Genomic DNA, 21,793 nt, shown 5'->3' with positions numbered 1-21,793 from the left:
GCAGCACAAGGTATTTGACAATCCTACATCTTGTCCAGAGCTGCAGGGATTTATGCATTGCACGACAATTTCGTTGCTGCATCGGACAAGAATTAAGCCGGGAAACACAGATTTTCCCGGAAAAGCGCTCCAAAAATACTCGGAAATATCCCCGGTCGGGAATCAACGCGATGGTGGACTGCGCCGCCGCGCACGCTCGTGGCAGTATGCCCTGACGAAACTTCAGCCCTGCCGCGCCGCATGCCGCGCCAGCGCGTGCGCGATCACCGCCTCGACGACCTCCTCGTAGCTGATGCCGCCGGCGGCCAGCGCCTTGGCGTACATCGAGATATTGGTGAAGCCGGGAATGGTGTTGACCTCGTTGAGCAGCAGCTGGCCATCAGGTCGCAGGAAGAAATCGACCCGCGCCATGCTCTCGCAGCCAAGCGCCTGAAAGGCCTGCCGCGCCATCTCCCTGGCCCTGTCGGCGGTTGCCGCCGGCACATCGGCGGGCGCCTTCACCACCGCTCCGTCGGCATCGACGTATTTGGCTTCATAGGTGTAGAAGCCGTGCTTGCCGGCGGGAATGATCTCGCCGGGCAATGACACGGTAATCGTGCCGTCGGCCCGCTCCAGCACCGCGCACTCGATCTCGCGGCCCTCGATGAATTCCTCGATCAGCGCCTTGTCGTCATAGCGGAACGCCGTGTCGACAGCGTTCTGGTAACCATCCCTGTCGTCCACCTTGCTCACCCCGAAGGAAGACCCCTGGCGGGCCGGCTTGGCGAAGAATGGCAGGCCAAGCGCCCCGGCAATCTCCTGGAAGGAATGGGTGTCGTTTCGCCGCAAGGTCACCGAGCGGGCGACGGCAATGCCGGCCTCGCGCAGCAGGCGCTTGGCCATGTCCTTGTCCATGGCCGCCGCTGAGGCGAAGACGCCGCAGCCGACATAGGCGATGTCAGCCACCTCCGCGTAACCCTGCACCGACCCGTCCTCGCCGAAAGGGCCATGCAGCACGGGAAAGAGCACGTCGACCGGAGCAATATCCGCACCGGAGACGGCGACCAGCCTGCCGCCGCCACCCGGCAACAGCGCGACTTCGACGCCATCGGCCGTTTCGAGATCCCCTTCGGGAACCTCGTCCCTGGTCAGCAGCCATCTGCCGCTTCTGCTGACGGCGATCGGCACGATCTCATGGCGCGTCCGGTCGATCGCCTTCATCACATTGGCGGCGGAAAGGCGCGACACGTCATGCTCGGCCGAGCGGCCGCCAAACAGCACCGCGACCCTGGTCTTGCTGGTCATATGGATTTCCCCGATTTTCAGATGGCGACGGCTATGCCGCGATTGGCGAAGAAGCGGTCGAACGCCGCCGGCGGCAAAACTGCGTTTTGCTGCGTGGCGCGGTCATGGCCGGACGGGTTGTGGAAGCGAACCGTCCTGCGAGGCCGCCGTGACCAGCACCAGATGGCCGCCCTTCCTCGGTGGCTCTCGCTCGGGCCAGCGGATACCGGCGGAGACCGAGGCGATGAAGAAGCGCGAGCGCGACAAAAGCGAAGGAATGTCCGAGGTCGCGACCCCGGTCATCACCTCGGCCTCCAGCCCGAAGGCTTCTTTCACGAAGGTGACGAAAGGCGCGTAGATCAGCCCCTTGATCGACTGGTCGGCATCAACGACATAGCCGCCATAGTCCGTGCAGCGCCGCGCCAGCTCCAGCGTCGGCACGATCTGGCCGCGCGCCGCCAGGATCATCTTCAGGCAGGCCATGCCGCAGACATTGTCGGCCCAGACAGCATATTCATCGAGCGTCGCGGCACCGGACTCCCGCCACAGTGGGTCGCGCCTCAGCGCCACCCTTGCCCCATCCGCCAGCACCGCCATCGTCATGTCCGGCGTCTCCCACTGGCTGAAAAACGGGACGGTTTCAGGCACGGTGGTCATGCGGATCCCCAAGCAATATCAGGCAATTGCCTATACCTTCGTATACGAGGATACGGATTGACAGGCAATGATTGAACCATTCATGAATGGTAGTGCCGGAAAAAATGGGCGACAAATGGACCCCCTTGGCAAACTGAGCCCGAATGCAGTGAACAAGCCGAGGACCGCCGCCGACCAGGTGGCGGATCTGCTGCGCGATGCCATCGTCACGGGTGAGATTCCCGCCGAGACGATCCTGCGGCAGGACGATCTGGCCGCGCGCTTCGAGCTGAGCAGAATGCCGGTGCGCGATGCATTGAGGTTGCTTGAAGCGGAAGGTCTCGTCTCGATCCATCCCACGCGCGGAGCCTTTGTGTCGCGCATCGACGCCAAGGAAGCCGCCGAGATCTACGCGATCCGCGCGCTGATCGAAAGGAAGGCGCTGAAACTGTCGTTTCCGCATCTTACCGCCGCTGTCCTGGACAGGGCGGATGCCATCCTGCTGGAGATCGACCACGAGCAGGAGGTTGGCCGCTGGGGCCAGCTCAACCGTGACTTCCATCTGGAGCTGTACAGCCTCTGTGGCAACAGCCGCCTGCTTATGCTCGTCGAACAGATGCATCGCACCGCCGATCGCTATGTCCGCCTCCTGCTGTCGAATTTCGACCACCGGGCGCAGTCGCAGCACGAGCATCGCCGCATCGTCGAAGCCTGCCGCGAGGGCGACAGAAGCGCTGCCTTGCATGTGCTGAAACGGCATCTGGAGGGCGGCAGGCGGAAACTGGCGCGAACAGCGCCTTGAGTCGAAGCGGCACCGGCTGACTCGAAAGGCTGTGTCGATGTTCCGGTCAGGCCGCCACGGCGACCGAGCGCCGGAACACGATGGTGACCTTCGTGCCTTCACTGGCGCTCGAATGGACGTCGAATTGCGCCTTGGCGTTCTCGGTCAGCGAGCGTGCGATGAGCGCGCCGAGCTTGCCGGGCTTGGGCCACGTCTCGCCCTCCGGCAGGCCGATGCCGTCGTCGGCGACCACGATCCGGCAGCCATCGCCGTCGACGATGCTGTGCAGTGTGATCGTGCCGCCGTCGCGGCCGCGAAACGCATGTTTCAACGAATTGGTCAGCAGCTCGTTCACCACCAGCCCGGTCGGCATGGCGACGTTGAGCGACACCGGATAGGTGTCAACCTTCATGTCGAGGCGGATGCCCTCCACGGCATGCGAGTTCATCACCGCCGAAGCGATCTGGCTGAGATAGACACCGAGATCGACCTCGTCCCTCTGCTCGTCGCTCGACAGCGTCTGGTAGAGGATCGCCAGAGCGTCGACGCGGCCGGCGAGCCGCTCGAACCGCTTCTCATCCGGCTCGGTCGCGTTACGGGTTTCCAGGCGGATCAGCGCGGTGATCATCTGCAGATTGTTCTTCACCCGATGCTGCAACTCGCGCAGCAGGGTGTCCTTCTCGCGGATGCGTTCCTCGACGGTGCGTGTATCCTCCCTCTCGCCATGGGCGGAGACATCGACCAGCGCCACCAGCCGGAAGCAGACCTTGCCATTGTCGTCCTCGATGACATTGGAATAGACGTCGACGATCGCCGGCGTGGCCTCGCCGCGTGCCAGCCGGAACGTGCCGACGAAATCGGCGTCCTCGACCACTGCCTCGGCCAGCGTCCGGTCGTTCTGCTGGTGCAGGCCGGTTCCCGATAGCGCGGCCCAGTTTTCCCAGGCGAGCGCGGCCGCCGTCAGGCCCGACAGTTTCTCGAATTCAGGATTTGCATAGACCACACGCTCCTTGCCTCCAAGGTCCGAAACCGCGATGGCGATCGGCACTTGGTCGAGGAATTTCTTGAACTGCTCGCTTTCCAGCGCGCTGGCAAGGTCGGGCGTGTCGAGCAACTGCTCGACCGCATTGGCCTTCTCGGTATCGGATGTCATCGGCGGGGCCTGTGCTGAAACTGGGCGACACCAATATCAGCGATGCGACCGGCCCGCCATTGCCAAAGCCAGGCTGCATTTTCACGCGCCGGCTCACCAGCCTTGTCGCGCAATGGCAGCGCCTGGTGGTCGGCGGCTGGGCCATTCCGCGGCTATGGAACCTTCCGCCGAACGTGACGTTCCCAATTGCCTACACCGATCAAACAACCATTGAAGGAACCGCATCATGGGAAGCACGAGCGACAAGGCCGCGGGCCTCGCCAACCAGGCCGCCGGCAGCGTCAAGCAGGGCGTTGGCAAGGCAGTCGGCAACGACAAGCTTCAGGCCGAAGGCGCGGCCCAGGAAGCCAAGGGCAAGGTACAGAAAGCCGTTGGCGATGTGAAGTCCGCGACCAAGGACGCCGCGAACAAGGCAGCCGCCGCCGTCAACAAGAACCTCTGACCGTTAACCGTTCAGCTGTTGATGGGCCAGCCGCAAGGCTGGCCCATTTTCGTTGTTAAAGCGCCATCTTGTAACCGAGATGGCTGGCGGTGAAGCCAAGTCGCTCGTAGAAGGCATGTGCCTCGGTCCGCCCCTTATCGGTGGTCAGCTGAACATGGCTGCAGCCACGCGAACGGCATTTCTCGATCGCCCATTCGAACATCTTCCCGCCGATCCCGCCCGAACGCCGGTGGCTGGCGATGCGAACGGCCTCGATCTGGCCACGTAAGGCGCCCTTCCTCGACAGGCCGGGAATGAAGGTCAGTTGCAAGGTGCCGATGACCTCGGGGCCGTCGACGGCGACGACCAGCAGCTGATTGGGATCGGCTTCAATCGCATGGAAGGCATCGAGATAGGATGGCGCCAGCGGCGTGGACGCATCTTCGCGGCCCGCGCCCAGCGCATCGTCGGCAAGCAGCGCGACGATGGCCGGAAGGTCGTGGGCTTGCGCCCGGCGGAATTCTATATCGCTCATAGATAAACGGATACGGCGCGGTGCTGGTGCAGGCAATAGCGTCTGGCCTGCATCTTGATCGATCGCCCGGCACATCCACGCGGCACCCGAGGGAGCGATCTCAATCGACGAGAGCCCGGTGCGTCTGGTGGCGTAGCCAATGACGATCGAAGACATCCAGGATCGCCCGGAATTCGACTGGTGAAATCTGGTTGGCGCCATCGTCGCCACGTCCGGCGAGAAATTGCGCCAGCTGCCAATCGAGCGCTTGTGGTTCTTCGATGGACAGCCCGAGGGATGCCAGATCCCCGGCGACCGACTGGTCGGATGGCAGATATCCGCCCCATTCCTCGCGGGGTGCCGGATTGCGCAAGCGGATCATCAGAATCCTGGCCATGGACGGATGCGGTTCCGGATCGATGACAGTGGTTCCGCATATGTAGCCGCCAAGGACGCTTCCGGGCTGCGAAGGCGGGAAGAGGCAGAAGAACAACTGGGCATCTCCACCGGTCTCTCTCAGATCCGCATACAATCCGCGTTTCGCGAGCGTAACCGGCCCGCCAAGCAGCAGCGGCCCGGTTGGCAATGCCTCGCGATAGACCGCCGTCAAGCCGTGCACGCCAGGCCCGGCCTCTATCGACAGGCTGCCTCGTATCAGCTGACCGCGATAATAGGGCGACAGGGCACGGGAATAGCATGCGTATGTTCCGGCCAGGGCCACGCCAAGGCTTCGATCTTCATGCGGGGAGACTTCGAACCGCGCGCCGGCGCGGCGTTCCAACTCGGTCCTGTCGATGCCGTGGCGGGCACAGATGGCGGCCGTGAAGCTCGGCAGATCGCTATGGGCGATCCACGCGCCGGATTGACCGATGTCGAGAAGCTTCGACCAATCGTCATAGACACTGAGCTGGCGTGGTTGCGCACGGCCCTGCAGCCATTTGTCGGCGCGGCCGAGATCGAATGCCGTGTCCGGGTTGACGCGCCGGAACGCCGCCGCCAGATCCTTTCTGGTCACTGTTCCCAGCAGCGCCGAAGTCAGCCGTAACTTCCGCGCGATCTGCTGTGCCATCCGTCCGCCCTTCATGCCCGACGCGAGCATGGCACGCGCCACGCCTTGCATCCATTACGCATTTTCCAGGCACATATTTCCAGGAATTCCAGAGAATTCCATGCTGTTCCATTCATCCGCCCTTTTTGACCCTGCGACCAGCGCTAGGCTCGCACAGGCTACGGAGGGGATCCGCGCCAGTGACAGAACGACATTGGGAGCAAATGAGATGCCCAGGGTTTCGGAACTCTTCTTCAAAACAGCTATCGTGTTTCTTATTCTTGGGATAGCGGCGGGCCTCCAGATGGCTATCTCCGGCGACCATGGCGCCTTTCCGGCGCATGCGCACATCAACCTCCTGGGATGGGTCACCAGCGCGATATTTGGTGGCTATTATGCCCTGAACCCGCAAAAGGCCGGCCGCAGGATCGCGATGATCCACTACGGTGTCTACAATCTCGGCCTGGTGATCATGCTGCCGGCTCTATACCTGATGCTGCAGGGAAATTCGGCGCTTGAGCCGGTCGTCGCCGTCGGTTCGCTGATTGTCGCGGCCGCCGTGCTCATCTTCGCTTTCGTGGTCTTCTCGCCCGCAACGGTGCGCTCGGTCTCGGGGGTCGCCTCCGTCTCGCCCTGACAATTTCGCGGGTACGCTGTCCGCTGCTTCCCGCCGGCAACCTGCCGGCTTCTGGCTCATGCTACGAAGTCGATGGCGGCTACCTGGCGCGGTAGTGCGGGGCCTCAGCCTGCCCCGAATGCGCCATCTCGTGCAACCCCAGCAGCTTCTCGCTGTCCGCGATATAGTCACGTGTCATCGGCAGCGCATCGTTCTTTCTGGCGATCTGGATCTGGAACACCACCAGATCCTGCCAGCGAAACGAGGCCTCGGACGCCGCCAGATAGAACTCCCACATGCGGCAGAAACGCTCGTCATAGATGGCCCTGGCCTTGTCGCGGTTGGCGGCGAAGCGCTCGCCCCAGTGCTTCAGCGTCTCGGCATAGTGCAGGCGCAGGATTTCCACGTCAGTGACGACCAGCCCAGCTTTTTCGATGGCCGGCAGCACTTCCGACAGCGCCGGCACATAGCCGCCCGGAAAAATGTGCTTGCGCACGAAGGCGCTGGTCACCGAAGGCGGGCCGGAGCGGCCGACCGTGTGCAGCAGCATCACCCCGTCGCGGTTCAGCAGCTTCGCGCATGTGTTGAAGAAGGTCTTGTAGTGGTTGACGCCGACATGCTCGAACATGCCGACCGAGACGATGCGGTCGAAGCGTTCGCCAACTTCGCGGTAGTCCATGATCTCGAAGCGGACCCGGCCCGCAAGCCCCTCCGAAAGCGCCCGTTCGGTCGCCACCGCGTGCTGCTCTCCCGACAGCGTCACCCCCAGCACATCGACCTTGAAGGTGTCAGCAAGATAAAGGCCCAGCCCGCCCCAGCCGCAGCCAATGTCGAGCAGCCTAAGATCAGGCTGCAGCCGCAGCTTGGCGGCGATGTGGCGCTTCTTCGCCGACTGCGCCTCGTCGAGCGTCATCTCCAGCCTTGGGAAATAGGCGCATGAATACTGCAGGTCCTCATCGAGGAAGAGCCGGTAGAGATCGACCGACAGATCGTAGTGCACTTCGACATTGCGCCGCGCGCGCTGCGTCGTGTTGATCTGCTGGAAACGCCGGAACGTGTGGCGCACCCGGTCCAGCGCCCGCGTCCAGGCCGTATCGATGCCGGCGGCATCGCCGATATTCTGGAAGACGATGCGCATCAGGCCGAGAACCCCGCCCCCGGGTAGGTCGACCTCGCCGCTCATATAGGCTTCCGGCAAGGCAAGCATCGGGTCGATGGTGATGGCGCGCTCGGCCATGGCGGTCTTGATGTGGATATGCGCCGGCGCGCCGGTGCCGTCGCCGAACCGGTCGGTCACGCCGTTAGGGCCGGTCACCAGCAGGCTGCCTTGCCGAACCAGGCTTGTAAGGACATGACGCAACAGGATGTTCATCGCGCGCGGACCCGCTGATTGCCTGACGGATGGTTAGGCAATCATCGTGACGCTTGTTTGTCTGGGTGGCGTGGGTTGGCGCATGCGTTGCTCAGCCGCCCAAGTCGGCGCTGCCCCTCATCGCCCTGCCGGACATTTCTCCCCGTATAGTGACGGGGAGAAAGACGCTGTCGAGAATGATTTCGCCAATAATCAACACAGCAGAGAGAGCGCCAAGGTTTGTGACAAGCCCCTTCTCCCCGTCACTATACGGGGAGAAGTGCCCGGCAGGGCGATGAGGGGCAGCGCCTACCTTGGCCCTTGTCGCCCTTGTCGCCCCCGTCGTCCTCAGTCCTCGCCCTCATAGGCCAACTGCGCTTCCGTCAGTGCCCGATCGAGCCGGGCGCCCTCGGCATAGCCGGACAGATAGTCCGGCCGCGCCATACCGGGCATCAGGCGCGGGCATGGTTCTACGGCACCCAGCACCATGCTGACCGGGATGACGCCCGCCCAGACCGGGTGCTCGTAATCCTCCTCGTCGTCGGCGACGCCCTTGGCGCGCACCTTGGCCGAGGCTTCATCGATACGCATGCCGATCACCGTTGTTGCCTTGGCTTCCTGCGCCGAGATCGGCCGCAAGGTCGCGGCACGGCCAGGGTAGAAGCGGTCGACCACCCCGGCCAATGCCTTCAGCTTCTCCTCCGGCTCGTCGATGATCCGTGCCGTGCCAAAACACATGGCGGAACGGTAGTTGGCGGAATGGTTGAAACCAGAGCGCGCCAGCACCAGCCCGTCGAGATGCGACACGGTCAGGCAGGCCGGCGTGCCCGAGCGTAGATGGCGCAGCATGCGGCTGGCCGACGAGCCGTGCCAGTACAGCATGTCGTCCTCGCGCCAATGGATGGTCGGCGTGCAGTAGGGCTGGCCGTCGAACGTATAGGCGACATGGCATAGCAACCCGGCATCGAGCACCGCGAACACCGACGCATGGTCGTAGCTGCCACGGTCATGCCGGCGCTTCACCCGGTTGCGCTTGCTGGTCGGAAAGCTGGCTGTCGTCGGGTTGTCGTTCACGGCGCTTGCATCCTGTTTGTAGGTCTGCCAACCATGCGCCGGAAAATTGGTCCGAAAAAGAACCAATCATATGGACAAAATTCAAACCAATATGCCGGACTGGTCGACGCTGATCCCCGTCCTGCCGGGCGAAGGCCCGCGCAGCCGGGAGCTCTACGCGGCGCTGCGGCGGCTGATCGAAACCGGCGCGCTGGCCGCCGGCGCCAAGCTGCCGACGACGCGCGACCTCGCCCAGCGTTTCGGTCTGTCGCGCTCGGCGGCGGTTGCCTGTTTCGAAATGCTGATCTCCGAAGGATTTGCCACAGCCAGGGTCGGCGCCGGCACCTTCGTCGCGGCCGACGTACCGCACCTGCCGGTGACGCTGAAGCGGGAGCGCGCTGACGATATCGACGTATCGACGTCCCTGCCCTGCGGCCTCGGCGTTGCCGTGTCGGACCCGCGCACGATCAACCTGTTCCGCATTCTCCTGTCGCGCCATCTCGCCCGCCCAGGTCCCGAGCATTTCCGTTATGGCGACCCGCGCGGCGGACTCGGCCTGCGCACCGCCATCGCCGCCTATCTCAGGACCGCGCGCGGCGTGCGCTGCGATGCCGGCCAGATCGTGCTGACCTCCGGCACGCAGCAGGGGCTGGACCTGCTGGCGCGCGCCGCCATCCGCCCCGACGACGCTGTCTGGATTGAAAACCCCTGCCATCCGATGGCGCATGCCGTGCTGGCCGGAACCGGCGCCAGGGTCGTCGGCGTGCCCGTGGATGCCGAGGGCCTCGATCCGGACATCGGCGAGCAACTATGTCCTCGAGCGCGTGCGGCCTATGTCACGCCCTCGCATCAATATCCGCTCGGCGTGACCATGACGATGCGCCGTCGCCTGGCCCTGCTCGATTGGGCTGGGCGCAACGATGCCTGGATATTCGAGGATGATTACGACAGCGAGTTCCGCTATGGTGGCCCGCCCCTCACCTCGCTGCAGGGTATGGATGGCGCGGGCCGCGTCGCCTATTTCGGCACGTTCTCAAAGATCCTCTTCCCCGGCCTGCGCATCGGCTATGTCGTGGTGCCCGAACCGCTGCTCGATGCGGTCATGGCGGTCAGGGCGCGCTCCGACCGCTTCCCCTCGACACTGGCCGAAGGGGCGCTCACCGATCTCCTCAACGAAGGCCACTTCGCCGCGCATCTGCGCCGCGTGCGCCGCCGGGTGCAGGCCGCGCGCGACGTGCTGGTCGCCGGGCTCGATGCGCATTGCGCTGACTATCTCGACGTGATCGTGCCCGAGCAAGGGCTGCATCTGGTGGCGACACTGAAGGGGGACGGACCGGACACCGGCCTTGCCGAAGCCGCGATTGCGGCAGGCGTCGGCGCCCGCGCCCTGTCGTCGATGTTCGTCGACGGTCCCACGCGACAGGGCGTGGTGCTCGGCTTCTCCGGATTTTCGGACGAGGAGTTGCGCGCCGCGACGGTCAAGCTCGGCAAGGTGTCGCGCTGGCGGCGACCGGTCGTTCAAGCCGTGCCAGCCGCGATCTCGACCGGGTCGGGCATGTCGAGGTGACAGCAACGAAGCGCCGGCCCGCGGAAGCAGCCATGAGCGCGATTTGACAAGCCGGCCATTCGATCGCTTACTCCTGTCCGCCAAGCTGGCAATTGCCTAACCTGGGGCCGGTTTTGGCGAGGGGGTCCCATGTCAAATCCGTCGCAACAAGTCTTGAGGCTTGGGTTCGGTTTTGCTATCTCGCAGGCCCTGCGGGTCATCATTGAACTTGGCATTCCAGATCTCCTCGCCGGTCACGACCGGACGGTGGACGACCTTGCGGACGCCACAGGAACGAACGGTGACGCACTTCATCGGATCATGCGACTCCTGGCCGCCGAGAACGTATTCCAGGAAGTGTCGCCACGCCGTTTCGCACTCACCGACGTCGGCTCTGTCTTGCGCACCGATCTGCGCTCGGGCCCTGGCGACTTCGTGCGGATGATCAACAGTGAGCCATATCTCGCCTTCGAACAGCTCATGCATTCGGTTCGGACCGGCAAGCCGGCCTTCGACAAGGTTTTCGGAAAGCGCAGGTTTGACTGGCTCGCCGAGCATGCCGAACAGGCCGCCTTGTTCCAGCGCGCCATGGTCGCGCTTGGCCAGGGGAGCAACGACGCCGTAGCTGAGGCCTACGATTTCAAGCCTCTCTCGCGGGTCGTCGACGTTGGCGGCGGGCATGGCCAGCTCCTTTCGGCGATCCTCAAACGCAACCCGCATCTGTCCGGTGTGCTCTTCGACCTGCCGGCGGGCATCGCCTCGGCCAAGGCAGGGGTCGGCGGCGCATTGCCGCGCACCGAACTGGTCGCTGGCGACTTCTTCGAAGCGGTCCCGCCAAACGCCGATGTGTATGTCCTGAAGAAGGTCATCCATGATTGGAACGACGAGCGCGCCGGCGCGATCCTTGGCAACTGCCGCAAGGCGATGACGCCGGCGGGCAAGGTGCTGCTCGCTGAAACGATTGTGCCGCCGGGCAACGAGCCGCATCAGATCAAGATGATCGACGTTACCATGCTGGCCGTCACCGGAGGGCTCGAGCGGTCGGAAGAGCAATATGCAGATCTGTTCGCCGTAGCAGGGCTGCGGCTTGACCGGGTTATCCAGACCAAGGGGCCGATCTCCATTCTGGAAGCGTCACGCGCCTGAGTCCCGAGGCAACGGATCGGACTGCGCCCGTCGCTGCACCGTTGCGCCTTGTGGGATTCTGTCCGCCGTGCCAGAGCAACGAAACCCTCTGAAGCAAGCGAGACTCAAAACAGATGTTCACCCGCCCCGGAACGATGGCCGCCCTCACCCTCCTGGCGTTCGGCGGGCTGTTGCTCGGCTCCGTGTCCGCGAGCGCCGATTCCTGGGGCGCCATATCCATCGACTTCAAGACGGCGGAAATCGACCCCTATTTTGGTGTCGGCGGCGGCGGTAGCGAGGACGAAGCCATCGCCAATGCCCAGAAATTCTGCGTGGAAGCCGGTGGCGCCGAATGCAAGACCGTCGTCAGCTACCAGCAGTGCGGCGCCTATGCGGCCAGCGGCAAGGGCGGCGGCTGGGGCAAGTCCTCGACCCAGAAAACCGCCGAGACCCAGGCCATGGCCGGCTGCAATGACGACGCCTGCAAGATCGTGACGTCGGACTGCAACTGATGCATGCCGCCCAAAAGTGCTGACCGGTTTTGGGATAACGACATGCATCAAGCGCGTCGCATGAATCCGTTCGAACGCGACGCGCTTTAGAGTTATTCCACCGACAGCTAATATTGGATAATCGTCGTTGCGAAGAGTTGCGACATTACGCAAGCAATAACCACACGCGTCCAAATCTAGTCGAATGCCGGATCAGTGCGGATTGTGGCTTCACGAATGATATCGACTGGCCGCATACATGCTTCTTGTCTGCAAGCGCCATAGGGGATTACCATCGGTTGTAGTCAACCGTCGGGAGGAACCATCATGGCCGGCACTTTCAAGACAGGCGACGTCGTCAAGCTGAAGTCCGGAGGCCCGGACATGACCGTCAGTGACGGCTCGGCGTCCGGCTCATATCTGTGCCACTGGTTCAATCGCGAGGGCGACGTCTGGATCCCGCAGCATGTCGGCTTCAAGCCCGACCAGTTGAAGCTGGTCGAACAATCTTCGACCTGAATTCGCGCCGCTTTCGGCTCTGTGATTGCGATCGTCATGCCTGATTGAACTTGACCAAATCCTGGAAAATCAGCTGAGCCCAAGTGGATTCGCGCGCCTGGACGAGCAGACCACCCTCTTCGAGCTTGCCGAGATTGACGGGCGCGAAGCCGAGTTGTTCAACCAGGGTCGCCACTTGCGTGGCCGCACCGTCGTCGTCGCTCGACAGGAAAGTGACCCGCCGCCCGCCCTTGACGTCTGGGTCCTGCGCTAGCGTGCGCGCCGGCAAATGGTTGAAGGCCTTCACCAGTCTCGAGCCGACCAGAGCCTGGGCGTTCACGACGGAAGACGGAAGACCGCCGAGCTCGTCCGGTGATACACCGTAGGCATTGGTGGCGTCGATCACGATCTTGCCTTGCCAGTTCGCGGCCTTGGCGAGCTCATTTTGCAACCCGAAGGGTACCGCCAAGATGACGATCTGGGCCTTGAGCGCGTCTTGCAGCGAGCTCGTGGCGACCGTCGGCCCAATCGCCTTGGCTTGCGGGGCGATCGCTTCGGGCGGCCGCCGGGCCGCCACGGATACATGAATGTTCTTACGGGCGAACGCCCGGGCAAGCGCCTGGCCGATGGCGCCAAAACCTATAATCGCATAACTCATGAGATCCTCCGGATCGCTGTGTGAATTGGAAATACGCGTCCGAATGCTGGCGCGTTTGACTTGGGCTGTCGCTTGCCCTCCGGAGGGAACCGATGTTTTGGCCCTTCCCGGAGGCGCGTTGAGCGAGTGAAAAGCGGCGCCCTATGCAATAGTCCGAACGACACCACCGTCGACACGCAAGGAAGTGCCTGTCGTCGCCGACGCCTGTTCTGAACAGACATAGACGACCAGGTTTGCGACTTCTTCGGTTGTCGCAAAGCGGTTGAGGAGCGATGTCGGGCGCATCGTCTTCAAGAACTGCTGCTCGGCTTCCTGTTGCGTAATGCCTTGCTCTTTTGCGGCGGCATTCATCCAACCGCCCATGATCTCCGAATTCGTCGGACCAGGCAGGACCGAATTGACGGTGACGCCCGTTCCGCCGACCTCCTCGGCCAAGCCCCTCGCAATGGCGAGCTGAGCGGTCTTGGTCATGGCGTAGTCGATCATGTCCTTGGGGATTGCGAGCGCGGACTCGCTACTGATGAAGACGACACGCCCCCAACCGCGCTTCGTCATGTTCGGCACGTAGTGGCGGGAGGCGCGAATGCCGCTCATGACGTTCAGCTCGAAGAGATCGATCCACTCGCTGTCGCCAATTTCGAAGAAAGGCTTCGCGCGTCCCGTGCCCACATTGTTGACGAGAATATCCGCATCCGGCGCCCGCGCGAACAACTCCGCCGCGCCTTCCGGGGTCGCAAGATCGGCGGAGACGCCGGTGAATTCACCTTTTGGGAAAAGCTCGCGCAACTCGCGAAGCGCGGCATCGACCCGTTGCTGGCCGCGGCCGTTGATGACGACCGCGGCGCCAGCGCCCGCCAGCCCTTCGGCAATGGCTCGGCCGATACCTGCCGTGGAACCGGTAACGACCGCCGTGCGGCCAGTAAGTTCGATATTCATGACACCATTCCTTCAATTGTTGAGAGATCTGTATGTGGGTGATGTCAGAACCAACGATAATGGCCTAAGTTGCCATAACATTAATTCCCAGGAGGAATAGGATGGATCGATTCAACGAATTGAACGCCTTCATAGCCGTGGTTGAAGCAGGCGGTTTTTCCGCTGCGGCGCGCACAACCGGGGACTCGCAGTCCGCCATCAGTAAAGCCATCGGTGGGTTGGAAAAACGCTTGGGCGTGATGCTGTTCAACCGAAGCACACGCCGGGTGACCCTGACGGATCAGGGGCGGAGATACTATGATCGCACGAAGCCACTTATTGACGAGATGCAGGACGCCGATAGCGAACTGACCAGCAGCACGCTGAATGTTTCGGGTTTAATCAGGATCGCCGCATCTGGTACTTTCGGCCGTCTTCATGTTTTGCCGCTCATCCCCAACCTGTTGTCACTTAATCCTGGCCTTCAGGTGGATCTCGTTCTGTCGGACACCATGCGAGATATGGTGGAAGATCGGATCGACCTGGCGATACGCGTGGGGCCCGTCAATGAACCCGACGCGGTTGTCAGGCGCGTGGCGATCACCCCGCTCGTATGCGTCGGATCCGGTCGTTATTTCGAGCGCCACGGGATCCCAAAGACCCCTGCGGAGCTCGTTGAGCACAATTGCCTTTTGTATGGCGGCCTAACAGAGGCGGCGAATTGGCCGTTCGTGGGGCGAGAAGGCCGATTCAGCGTGCCGGTTCGGGGGAACCTCTGGTCTAACAGTGTCGAAACGATCCGGGCCGCGGTTCTGGCCGGTGTTGGAATTGGCCTGTTCGCCAAGGTTTCCCTCACTGATGAACTCCGCCATCCAGATGTCGTTACTATCCTCGATGAATTTATGAGCGATGTCAGGGATATAAATCTCGTCTGGCCGAAACGCCGTTTCGTTCCGGCCCGCGTCCGCCAAGTGACGGATTTCTTCGCGGAGGCCATTCCGCGGCGAATTTAAGACGGCTCGGCGTCGGGCTCGTATCTGTGCCATTGGTTCAATCGCGAAGGCGACGTCTGGGTCCCGCAGCACGTCGGCTTCAAGCTTGACCAGTTGAAGCTGGTCGAGCAGTCCCAATAGCGTCCGCCGATTGACCGGACGCGCCGAAGAGCGCGGCTGCGTTCCTGCCTGTCAGAAACGCCCAGCGGGCGCCAAGCCTCTCGCGAGGACGATGCCAGGGCGATCTTTCGTCCCTGTTCCAGCCAAAGCACGTCGCGTCTGAACGGATTCATGCGACGCGCTTATGGTCCTTTCTCTATGCGTCCACCCAAAACCGGCGGCATGGATCAGACGACAAGACGCTGCGCGATACCGGTCCGGATGGCGATGTCCTTGGTAGGATTTGCCGGCCTTTCAAACTTTCGAACGAAGATCGATACAGCCGTCAGAATGTCCTGGGCTGCCCGGAAGTCCGTGTCGGCGCTCTTTTCCACAGTTGCGATGTGGTTGAGCATGATGGCGATATTCATTTCCGGGTCTTTGAGTTCCGCTACGGTGTGTCCGGCGCCAACCCCGCCCACGCGGTTCAACTGGAAAAGCCCGTAGCTCTCTTCGCTTCCCCCAGCCTTGGCACCGGCAACAAGGCCTGACTCCCCGATGGCGTTGGCGATCGCAGCGATCTGCTGCAAGGATCCGTAGTTCTTTTCGCCAAACCGCTTGGAAATGAGTTCCGCCATCGGCCGTCGATCGGAAGGTATGGCACCTGAGTCGAAGTTGATCTGCAGGTTCACGTCACCAGAAGAAACCAGGCGCGATTGCGCCGCGATGATTTCGGCCCCGACCTGGGCGATATATTGCTTGGTGTCATCAAGCGCCTTCTGAATTTTTGCGCCAAGCCCGTCGAGCACCTCGCGCGCCGTCTTGCCGCCGCCAAGGAGATCGGGCTCTCGCGCCTTTGCCAAGGCCAGATCCACCGCCTCGACCGCAAGTTCCGCCGCGCTCACCGATGCAAGGATGGTATCCATCTGCTGGCCTGGAGCGCCTGACGCTACGGATGCCGCCTTTGAGCCGACCAACTGAGCCAGATAGAGTTCGGTCGCGTTCGGCTGGTCGGACAGCAGCGCGGCCAACCGGGCCTGGCTGGCGTTGGCCATGGTGGCGAACACCATGCATTGCGCGAGCCAGTCCTTGATGTCTTCGGGTGTAAAATCCAGCTCGAGTTCGGGCTTGCTGCGAAATGCCTCCCATTCCGCCGGTGAAAGCGCGAAAGGTCCCCAGTTCGTGGTGGCGCCAACGGCGCCGTCAACGATATCGGTGCGAAGCTCGGCGACCGCCATGATGTAATGGGCGCTGGTTCTGACGATGATCGCATCCCAGGCACAGATGTTGGCGAAGGCCAGCTTGTCTAGGGGACCCAAAGTGTCCTTTGTCTGATCTACGGCGAGCACGCTGACCCAGCCCTCCGGATTGCCGGGAGCGCCGAACAGCCGTACTTGAAGAAATCCGTTCTTGGGGCCACCGATGACATCGACACGGGCCCCGACAGGAGCGTCGATCCCCGTCGTGTCGCCGGGAAACCAGCCGTCCCCCGTGTCTTCTCCATCCTTGCGCAAGGTGCGCGTAACGGTCATCACTGCCATCTTACCTCCCACGGATGATTTAGTGGAGATGCTTAATCAGTTGGGCGACCGTGGCGTAATTCACGCCGCCGGGATTCTGAGGCGGATGGTCCTTGTCGAAAGTGCACCTCAGCTTGAGAAGCAGTGTTTTCTGCAGCGCTGCGAACTGCGCCTTTGTTACCGGCGCATCCTTGGTCGGGCTCAGCCCATCCGCGCCCAGAATGTCGAATATCGCCTTTCGAGTCGCACCATCCCAGACGCCTGTGCCTTTCTCGGACACGCAAAACGTCGCCTGGATTTCGTTCAGCTGGTATCGGTCGATGCCCTTCTCCACGGTCCCTATCGCGCCGGGCAGACCTGCTTGGACGGGACGCACCGACGGCAACTTGTCCGTGGCCTTTTCGATTGGCCTGACGGCGTCCCGGACGGCCTTCTGCTCGGTGGTTACGGGGCTGCCGACAACCACTTGCGTGGCTCCGTTGCCCGGGACCGGTATCGCGGATGAATCGGAGATGTGATCGACGATCCGGGCCTCGATCTCCACGGGCATGCAGAGCCGGAGATAGCTCTGGATTTCATGATACGCCGCCGGCCCCGAGTCGATGAGCGAGCGCCTGTCCGCCGTCCCGTTCCTGTAGGCATCCATCAGCTTGCGCACGAACTGTTCCGTGGAGCCCGGCGGCATCGAATGCAGGAACCTGTCGGCGTAGACATCGGTCAGTCCTTGCGCCAGGCCAAAGGCCTGCGCCACCACGGCCATCGACAGTGCCCCGGCACCGGTCACGCCCAGTATGGCGCCGGTAGTCTGGCCGAAGCCGCCGAGCGTCTGCTTCAAGGCCCGCCGATTGCTGTCAAGGTCGGCCAGGCCCTGAAGATAGGCCATGCATTGCGTGTCGACGAAATTGAAGCCCGCCTGCGTCACGTCGTACATCGTATAGGAACGACCGGAATAATTGGCGTCCACGGCAAGCGCGTTCAGAATGGTTTTGACCTTCGCCGACTCCGACACCACTCTTGTTGCGGTAAAGGATTTGTCGACGCTTTCAGGCCCGCCGATGCAGCCCGCCAGCAAGACAAAAATCGGCAAAAGCAAACATGCCCGCCAAACATGTTTGTACATGGCGGCCCCCAAATCAAAAAACGTTTTCGCGTTCTTCTATATAACTTAGATGAAACCAAATTCATTCGCCCTACACAAGCCCACCCTAAAAGATTCTTGTTTCCTAAGCGAATTGTCTCACATACTATGCGCCATAAAGATCAGTATCATCGTCAAATATGACTAAAGATTATGGGGGAAAATCAATTGGATAGATTGGTATCGGATAGATTCGTGCGCAGGGTCGTTCAAGCTATAGAGCTGACCCTTTTTTTGCTCTTGCCGCTCGCCTGTGCGCTGTTCTTGATCTCGTTAGTTGTGCAGGCGACGACGGACAACCCAGGTCCATTTTTCGTGAAGACGCAATACTACTACTTCATCACCCTGGCCTCGCCACTTGCCAATTCCGGTGCCCAACTCATTTCTTCCTTACTGGCGGTTTTGCCGCTGATCGTCTCGACGGTCTGCTTTGCATATGACCCGACGCAGAACCCGCCGAAAGTTCTCACGATACTGAACATCACGGGAAAGATCAGCATTATCCTCCTGATCATTGGAATTGTCCTGGCGACTATTTCAAACATCATAGTATCTTCACCGCTTTCCAAATTCGTCCATGACGTGACCAATGACGACAAGAACCCTGATCTGCTGCGTGCGGTCTTTGCCGGAATGATTTCCTTTCAACTGATCTACCTGACCCAACTACTGGGGTTGAAAAAATGAAGTATCTGCTTTCAACATGTTTCATTTCACTGCTTCTGGGCGCCGGCTCGGCGGACGCTGGAAAAATCACGATCCCGGTTGTGCCCAGTGGCATCCCGGAGGCAGCACATGCCAACATCGAGCTTTCCGCCGATGACGCAGTCAAACTCGGGACAAAGACCGGGGATGTCACACTGTTCAGCTTTCCCGATCCGTCGAAACTGTCGGGTGTCGTGACCGTCGCGGTGAACAATCCGCCCACTGATTTCGCCAAGTTCGAGCTGAGCGTCGAAGTCCCGTTTTTCTGGGATTTTGTTCAGCCGCAACCCTTGCTCGCTGCCGCGCTCGTCAAGGAGCACTGGAATCCGGTCATGGTCCTTGGGTTCCTCGGCACTCCCTATCCGAGACGGATGGATGGGCTGATACTTTATTACCAGCAAGCGCGGTTGGCGTGGATCTACACCAACAACAGGCTGGCAAACGGACAGGCAAACGAGACGGACCTCAGAGTCGCGGAACGTTTTGTAACCGTCGCGAGGGATCTGGCAGTCTGGGCGTACATGGTGCCGGACGATGTCGTCTATAGCGCGGCTGACTTTCTCAGGAGCGCTCCCCAGCAGCCGCAATTCAGGCGTGTTCTGGATGCCGTCAGGCTACAGAATGACAATGACCTTCTGGCGCAGTTCGATACCGCGCCCCAGAGCAAGCTCCAAGCCATGGTCGACCAGATATCGGCCGGCCTCGCCAGGAAAAGCTCGTTCGATGTTTCCTGCCAGAGAGCCAACATCCTGGCGGACTTCATCGACAACCTGTCGCCTGAAGCCAAGCCACTGACGGATGCGAACATGAGGAGGGAGATGCAGAACTACACCAACGTCACGCTATGCACGACGCGTTCTCTCGCCTCTGCGACGCCAACCGATGCCGGACTGGCTGATCGACTGGACGCCAGCCAAGCGGTACATGATTCAATGCAGACCAGACTTATGTCGTTTCAGTCTCACGATGGCATCCGCGCCAACGCAGATGCACGCAGTGCCGAACTGCTCGCCCAGATCAACAGATTGCGGCCGCAGGTCGCGGTCGCCCAATAGGCCGGGCCTTGCCGGCTCGCTTTAAGCCGCACCCTTGAGCGCAGCCGCTTGACCGGCGCGCACTAGGGCGCCGGGCGGGTTCAGGCTGTCAACCATGGCGGTAGGGATGAGGATCGTGGCGCCGCGTTCCTTCGTCGTCTCGTAGATGATGTTCATGGCGCGCAGCTGCAGCGCCGCCGGATTGCCGGCATAGATGGTGGCCGCCTCGACGAACTTGCCGGCGACTTCCGCTTCGGCGGAACCGAGGATGACACGCGCCTGCTTCTCCCGCTCGGCCTGTGCCTGGCGCGACATCGCATCCTGTAATGCAACGGGGATGGCCACGTCGCGGATCTCGACCGACATCACCGTGACGCCCCACTGGGTGGTCTTGAGGCCGATGACATCGCGCAGATGCTCGTCGGCCGCCTTGCGGTCGGACAACAGCGACGACAGCATCGACGAGCCGATCATCTCGCGCAGCGATGTCTGGGCGACCCGGTCGATCGCTTCCCGATAATTGGTGATCTCGAGCGCTGCCTGGCGGGCATCATGGACATGCCAGAAGATGATCGCATCGACATTGACCGGGACCGTGTCCTTGGTCAGCGCCTGCTCGGCGTTGAAGGCCATGGTCTGGATGCGCTCGTCGATCACCGCCACGACATTGTCGATGACCGGAATGATCAGGAACAGCCCGGGCCCCCTGACGCCCTGCAGGTTGCCGGCGCGCAGGACGACGAATTTCTGCCAGGTGTTGGCCATCTTCAGCGCTGCCGCGATGAGCAGCGCGATGATGATGAAGGGCGCGCCGAGCCACGGGCTCGTCGTGGCGCCGAGACCGATGCCCAAGAGGCCGAAGACCGTGGTGAGGAAAAAGGTGATGGGGTTCATGATCGTCACTCCGTTGGCGCGACCTCATCGGGTCGCGCAATGCCGCGGCAAGTGTCGCAAAGGGCGTCAATCGGGCCCCTTGCGGGGACCGTTGGCCGGCAATCCATGGAAACGATCATGACTGCGCCTCTTGGAGGACAATCGTCATCAGGCAGGAATCATATGGTGATGGGCAGCTTCGCGGTCAAAGGCAGCGCTCATTGGGCGAAAGCGTTGATGTAGGCCAATCTCCCGGCGAGGTTCGGGCTGGGCCGAGTGATCGTTAAATTCTTCGGGTGCCGCTTAACGCATCCGCGATCAATGCTTGCTATCAGTCGCCCTATTATGAAAGCGACAGCTAAAATGCGAAAATCCCTTCTTGTCTTGGCGGCATTCTGCGGCGCCTGCTTTCCCGCGTTCGGTGCCCAATCGAAGGCCGACGGCAAATGGCCGTCTTTTGTCTTTTTTGGAGACAGTGAAAATCAGACCATCGATCCTTCCCTTTATTTCAAGGAACAGGAAGGCAAACCCGCTCCAGAACCGTTGAGCAGCATTGGTTCCGGCAACGCCGCCACCCCAGGCGCCGCACAGCCCGTCGCTGTGAGTGGCGATACCCACGGGACTGGCAAATTCGTAAAGCCATCGTTCTCGGGCGCAAGGCAGTAACGCTTACTGGCCGGCAGTCGCTCAAGCCCATCGCCCTCGCGGCATGCCGAAATCACTGTTTCGACCATCAATCGCATCCCGAGCAATTCCAGGAAAAGTGTTAAACGGTTTTCCGTCCGGAATTGCGTCAAAACAATGAGATGGAGCGGTTCGGCGTTTCCGTGAAACGATGAACTGCTCTAGAGCTTCGCGGACACGATTCCAGTGTCTTGCGCTTGGGGGAAATATGAAACTTGTTCGCGGTGGCCTGGTGGCTGCCATTGTCTCTGTCGCGCCCATCGGCGTTGCCTCGGCCTACACCGATGAGGATTCCTATACGGCAGTCAGCGGCACGGCCATGGGCGTGACAGGTGACATTCAATTCGATGATTTCGGCATAACATTCGCGAACGGCGAAACGCTCAAATTCTCGGGCCTCGTCAACGACCATTTCAGTGTCGACGGCGAGGATGTTCCGGCCTCCGTCTATCGCGTCAGCCGGCCGCGCGACCCCAAACTCGAAAATGGCAACCGCCTTTGCGGTTCCGGCGCGGTGACATTCATAGCGAACTGGGCTTCAGGAGAAAGCGGCTCGGTTATCGCTGTTTTCACCGGCGATGAAGCACCGTCGAGTGATGACGAGATGTGCGCCTCATACACTTACGAACAATAGTCCCGACCAGGCTGGTTGCCTGCCATGCGGATGATCCCGTAGGGA

General features: G+C 61.6%; 23 protein-coding genes and 1 pseudogene. 12 read left to right on the top strand and 12 right to left on the bottom strand.

What is annotated here, in order from left to right; translation table 11 throughout:
* Positions 1-222 precede the first annotated feature (222 nt).
* Positions 223-1,284, bottom strand: coding sequence for a D-alanine--D-alanine ligase family protein (locus LGH82_RS31075; RefSeq protein WP_227346342.1), 1,062 nt, complete (start codon positions 1,282-1,284; stop codon positions 223-225).
* A gap of 17 nt (positions 1,285-1,301) precedes the next feature.
* Positions 1,302-1,920: pseudogene (locus LGH82_RS31070) on the bottom strand (C39 family peptidase).
* A 148-nt stretch (positions 1,921-2,068) separates the two neighbouring features.
* On the opposite strand from LGH82_RS31070, the gene LGH82_RS31065 reads away from it, so the two are divergent.
* A complete protein-coding gene (locus tag LGH82_RS31065; RefSeq protein ID WP_227346341.1) occupies positions 2,069-2,701 on the top strand; it encodes a GntR family transcriptional regulator in 633 nt (210 codons plus the stop codon).
* A gap of 46 nt (positions 2,702-2,747) precedes the next feature.
* Here the strand turns inward: LGH82_RS31065 and LGH82_RS31060 are convergent, their stop codons facing one another.
* On the bottom strand, positions 2,748-3,833 hold the full coding sequence (locus LGH82_RS31060; protein ID WP_227346340.1) for a sensor histidine kinase: 1,086 nt from the start codon (positions 3,831-3,833) through the stop codon (positions 2,748-2,750).
* 226 nt (positions 3,834-4,059) lie between these two features.
* Between LGH82_RS31060 and LGH82_RS31055 the strand changes: the two genes are divergently transcribed.
* A complete protein-coding gene (locus LGH82_RS31055; RefSeq protein WP_227346339.1) occupies positions 4,060-4,275 on the top strand; it encodes a CsbD family protein in 216 nt (71 codons plus the stop codon).
* A gap of 55 nt (positions 4,276-4,330) precedes the next feature.
* On the opposite strand, the gene LGH82_RS31050 is transcribed toward LGH82_RS31055, so the two are convergent.
* Together LGH82_RS31050 and LGH82_RS31045 are read right to left on the bottom strand one after the other, a co-directional pair.
* Complete coding sequence (locus LGH82_RS31050) at positions 4,331-4,789, bottom strand: GNAT family N-acetyltransferase (protein ID WP_227346338.1); 459 nt, start codon at positions 4,787-4,789, stop codon at positions 4,331-4,333.
* Positions 4,790-4,889: 100 nt separating this feature from the next.
* Positions 4,890-5,879: a hypothetical protein gene (locus LGH82_RS31045; RefSeq protein WP_227346337.1), complete on the bottom strand. Its 990-nt coding sequence runs from the start codon at positions 5,877-5,879 to the stop codon at positions 4,890-4,892.
* A gap of 166 nt (positions 5,880-6,045) precedes the next feature.
* On the opposite strand from LGH82_RS31045, the gene LGH82_RS31040 reads away from it, so the two are divergent.
* Complete coding sequence (locus LGH82_RS31040; RefSeq protein ID WP_227346336.1) at positions 6,046-6,453, top strand: hypothetical protein; 408 nt, start codon at positions 6,046-6,048, stop codon at positions 6,451-6,453.
* Positions 6,454-6,532: 79 nt separating this feature from the next.
* Here the strand turns inward: LGH82_RS31040 and LGH82_RS31035 are convergent, their stop codons facing one another.
* Both LGH82_RS31035 and LGH82_RS31030 read right to left on the bottom strand, forming a co-directional pair.
* Positions 6,533-7,804: an SAM-dependent methyltransferase gene (locus LGH82_RS31035; RefSeq protein ID WP_227346335.1), complete on the bottom strand. Its 1,272-nt coding sequence runs from the start codon at positions 7,802-7,804 to the stop codon at positions 6,533-6,535.
* Positions 7,805-8,131: 327 nt separating this feature from the next.
* Positions 8,132-8,857, bottom strand: coding sequence for a pyridoxamine 5'-phosphate oxidase family protein (locus tag LGH82_RS31030; RefSeq protein WP_227346334.1), 726 nt, complete (start codon positions 8,855-8,857; stop codon positions 8,132-8,134).
* 70 nt (positions 8,858-8,927) lie between these two features.
* On the opposite strand from LGH82_RS31030, the gene LGH82_RS31025 reads away from it, so the two are divergent.
* From LGH82_RS31025 to LGH82_RS31010, 4 genes are all read left to right on the top strand, one after another.
* Positions 8,928-10,403, top strand: a complete 1,476-nt coding sequence (locus tag LGH82_RS31025) for a PLP-dependent aminotransferase family protein (RefSeq protein ID WP_227346333.1) — start codon at positions 8,928-8,930, stop codon at positions 10,401-10,403.
* A 129-nt stretch (positions 10,404-10,532) separates the two neighbouring features.
* Positions 10,533-11,528, top strand: coding sequence for an acetylserotonin O-methyltransferase (locus LGH82_RS31020; protein WP_227346332.1), 996 nt, complete (start codon positions 10,533-10,535; stop codon positions 11,526-11,528).
* 113 nt (positions 11,529-11,641) lie between these two features.
* Complete coding sequence (locus LGH82_RS31015) at positions 11,642-12,019, top strand: DUF4189 domain-containing protein (protein ID WP_227346331.1); 378 nt, start codon at positions 11,642-11,644, stop codon at positions 12,017-12,019.
* Between the two features lie 306 nt (positions 12,020-12,325).
* Positions 12,326-12,517: a YodC family protein gene (locus LGH82_RS31010; RefSeq protein ID WP_227346330.1), complete on the top strand. Its 192-nt coding sequence runs from the start codon at positions 12,326-12,328 to the stop codon at positions 12,515-12,517.
* Positions 12,518-12,551: 34 nt separating this feature from the next.
* Here the strand turns inward: LGH82_RS31010 and LGH82_RS31005 are convergent, their stop codons facing one another.
* On the bottom strand, positions 12,552-13,154 hold the full coding sequence (locus tag LGH82_RS31005; protein ID WP_227346329.1) for an NADPH-dependent F420 reductase: 603 nt from the start codon (positions 13,152-13,154) through the stop codon (positions 12,552-12,554).
* 141 nt (positions 13,155-13,295) lie between these two features.
* The gene (locus tag LGH82_RS31000) at positions 13,296-14,090 is read right to left on the bottom strand and encodes an SDR family NAD(P)-dependent oxidoreductase (protein WP_227346328.1); all 795 of its coding nucleotides are present in this window, start codon (positions 14,088-14,090) and stop codon (positions 13,296-13,298) included.
* Positions 14,091-14,191: 101 nt separating this feature from the next.
* On the opposite strand from LGH82_RS31000, the gene LGH82_RS30995 reads away from it, so the two are divergent.
* Complete coding sequence (locus tag LGH82_RS30995; RefSeq protein WP_227346327.1) at positions 14,192-15,082, top strand: LysR family transcriptional regulator; 891 nt, start codon at positions 14,192-14,194, stop codon at positions 15,080-15,082.
* Positions 15,083-15,408: 326 nt separating this feature from the next.
* Here LGH82_RS30995 and LGH82_RS30990 read toward each other — a convergent pair whose 3' ends face one another.
* Positions 15,409-16,701: a phage tail tip lysozyme gene (locus LGH82_RS30990; protein ID WP_227346326.1), complete on the bottom strand. Its 1,293-nt coding sequence runs from the start codon at positions 16,699-16,701 to the stop codon at positions 15,409-15,411.
* Positions 16,702-16,720: 19 nt separating this feature from the next.
* Positions 16,721-17,812, bottom strand: a complete 1,092-nt coding sequence (locus tag LGH82_RS30985) for a hypothetical protein (protein ID WP_227346325.1) — start codon at positions 17,810-17,812, stop codon at positions 16,721-16,723.
* A gap of 201 nt (positions 17,813-18,013) precedes the next feature.
* On the opposite strand from LGH82_RS30985, the gene LGH82_RS30980 reads away from it, so the two are divergent.
* Both LGH82_RS30980 and LGH82_RS30975 read left to right on the top strand, forming a co-directional pair.
* Positions 18,014-18,505, top strand: a complete 492-nt coding sequence (locus LGH82_RS30980) for a hypothetical protein (RefSeq protein ID WP_227346324.1) — start codon at positions 18,014-18,016, stop codon at positions 18,503-18,505.
* Positions 18,502-19,578, top strand: coding sequence for a hypothetical protein (locus LGH82_RS30975; RefSeq protein WP_227346323.1), 1,077 nt, complete (start codon positions 18,502-18,504; stop codon positions 19,576-19,578). The genes LGH82_RS30980 and LGH82_RS30975 overlap by 4 nt, the downstream gene beginning before the upstream one ends.
* Before the next feature lie 21 nt (positions 19,579-19,599).
* Here the strand turns inward: LGH82_RS30975 and LGH82_RS30970 are convergent, their stop codons facing one another.
* Positions 19,600-20,451 carry a slipin family protein gene (locus LGH82_RS30970; protein WP_227346322.1) on the bottom strand — a complete coding sequence of 284 codons (852 nt, stop codon included), beginning with the start codon at positions 20,449-20,451 and terminating at the stop codon, positions 19,600-19,602.
* 342 nt (positions 20,452-20,793) lie between these two features.
* Between LGH82_RS30970 and LGH82_RS30965 the strand changes: the two genes are divergently transcribed.
* Together LGH82_RS30965 and LGH82_RS30960 are read left to right on the top strand one after the other, a co-directional pair.
* Positions 20,794-21,096, top strand: a complete 303-nt coding sequence (locus LGH82_RS30965; protein ID WP_227346321.1) for a hypothetical protein — start codon at positions 20,794-20,796, stop codon at positions 21,094-21,096.
* Positions 21,097-21,322: 226 nt separating this feature from the next.
* Complete coding sequence (locus LGH82_RS30960; RefSeq protein ID WP_227346320.1) at positions 21,323-21,748, top strand: hypothetical protein; 426 nt, start codon at positions 21,323-21,325, stop codon at positions 21,746-21,748.
* The last annotated feature ends 45 nt before the right edge of the window (positions 21,749-21,793 follow it).

The sequence above is a fragment of the Mesorhizobium sp. PAMC28654 genome (assembly GCF_020616515.1).
Taxonomy (GTDB): Bacteria; Pseudomonadota; Alphaproteobacteria; order Rhizobiales; family Rhizobiaceae; genus Mesorhizobium.
The sequence above is the reverse complement of the archived record's forward strand: the minus strand, read 5'-3'. Positions and strand labels throughout refer to the sequence as shown.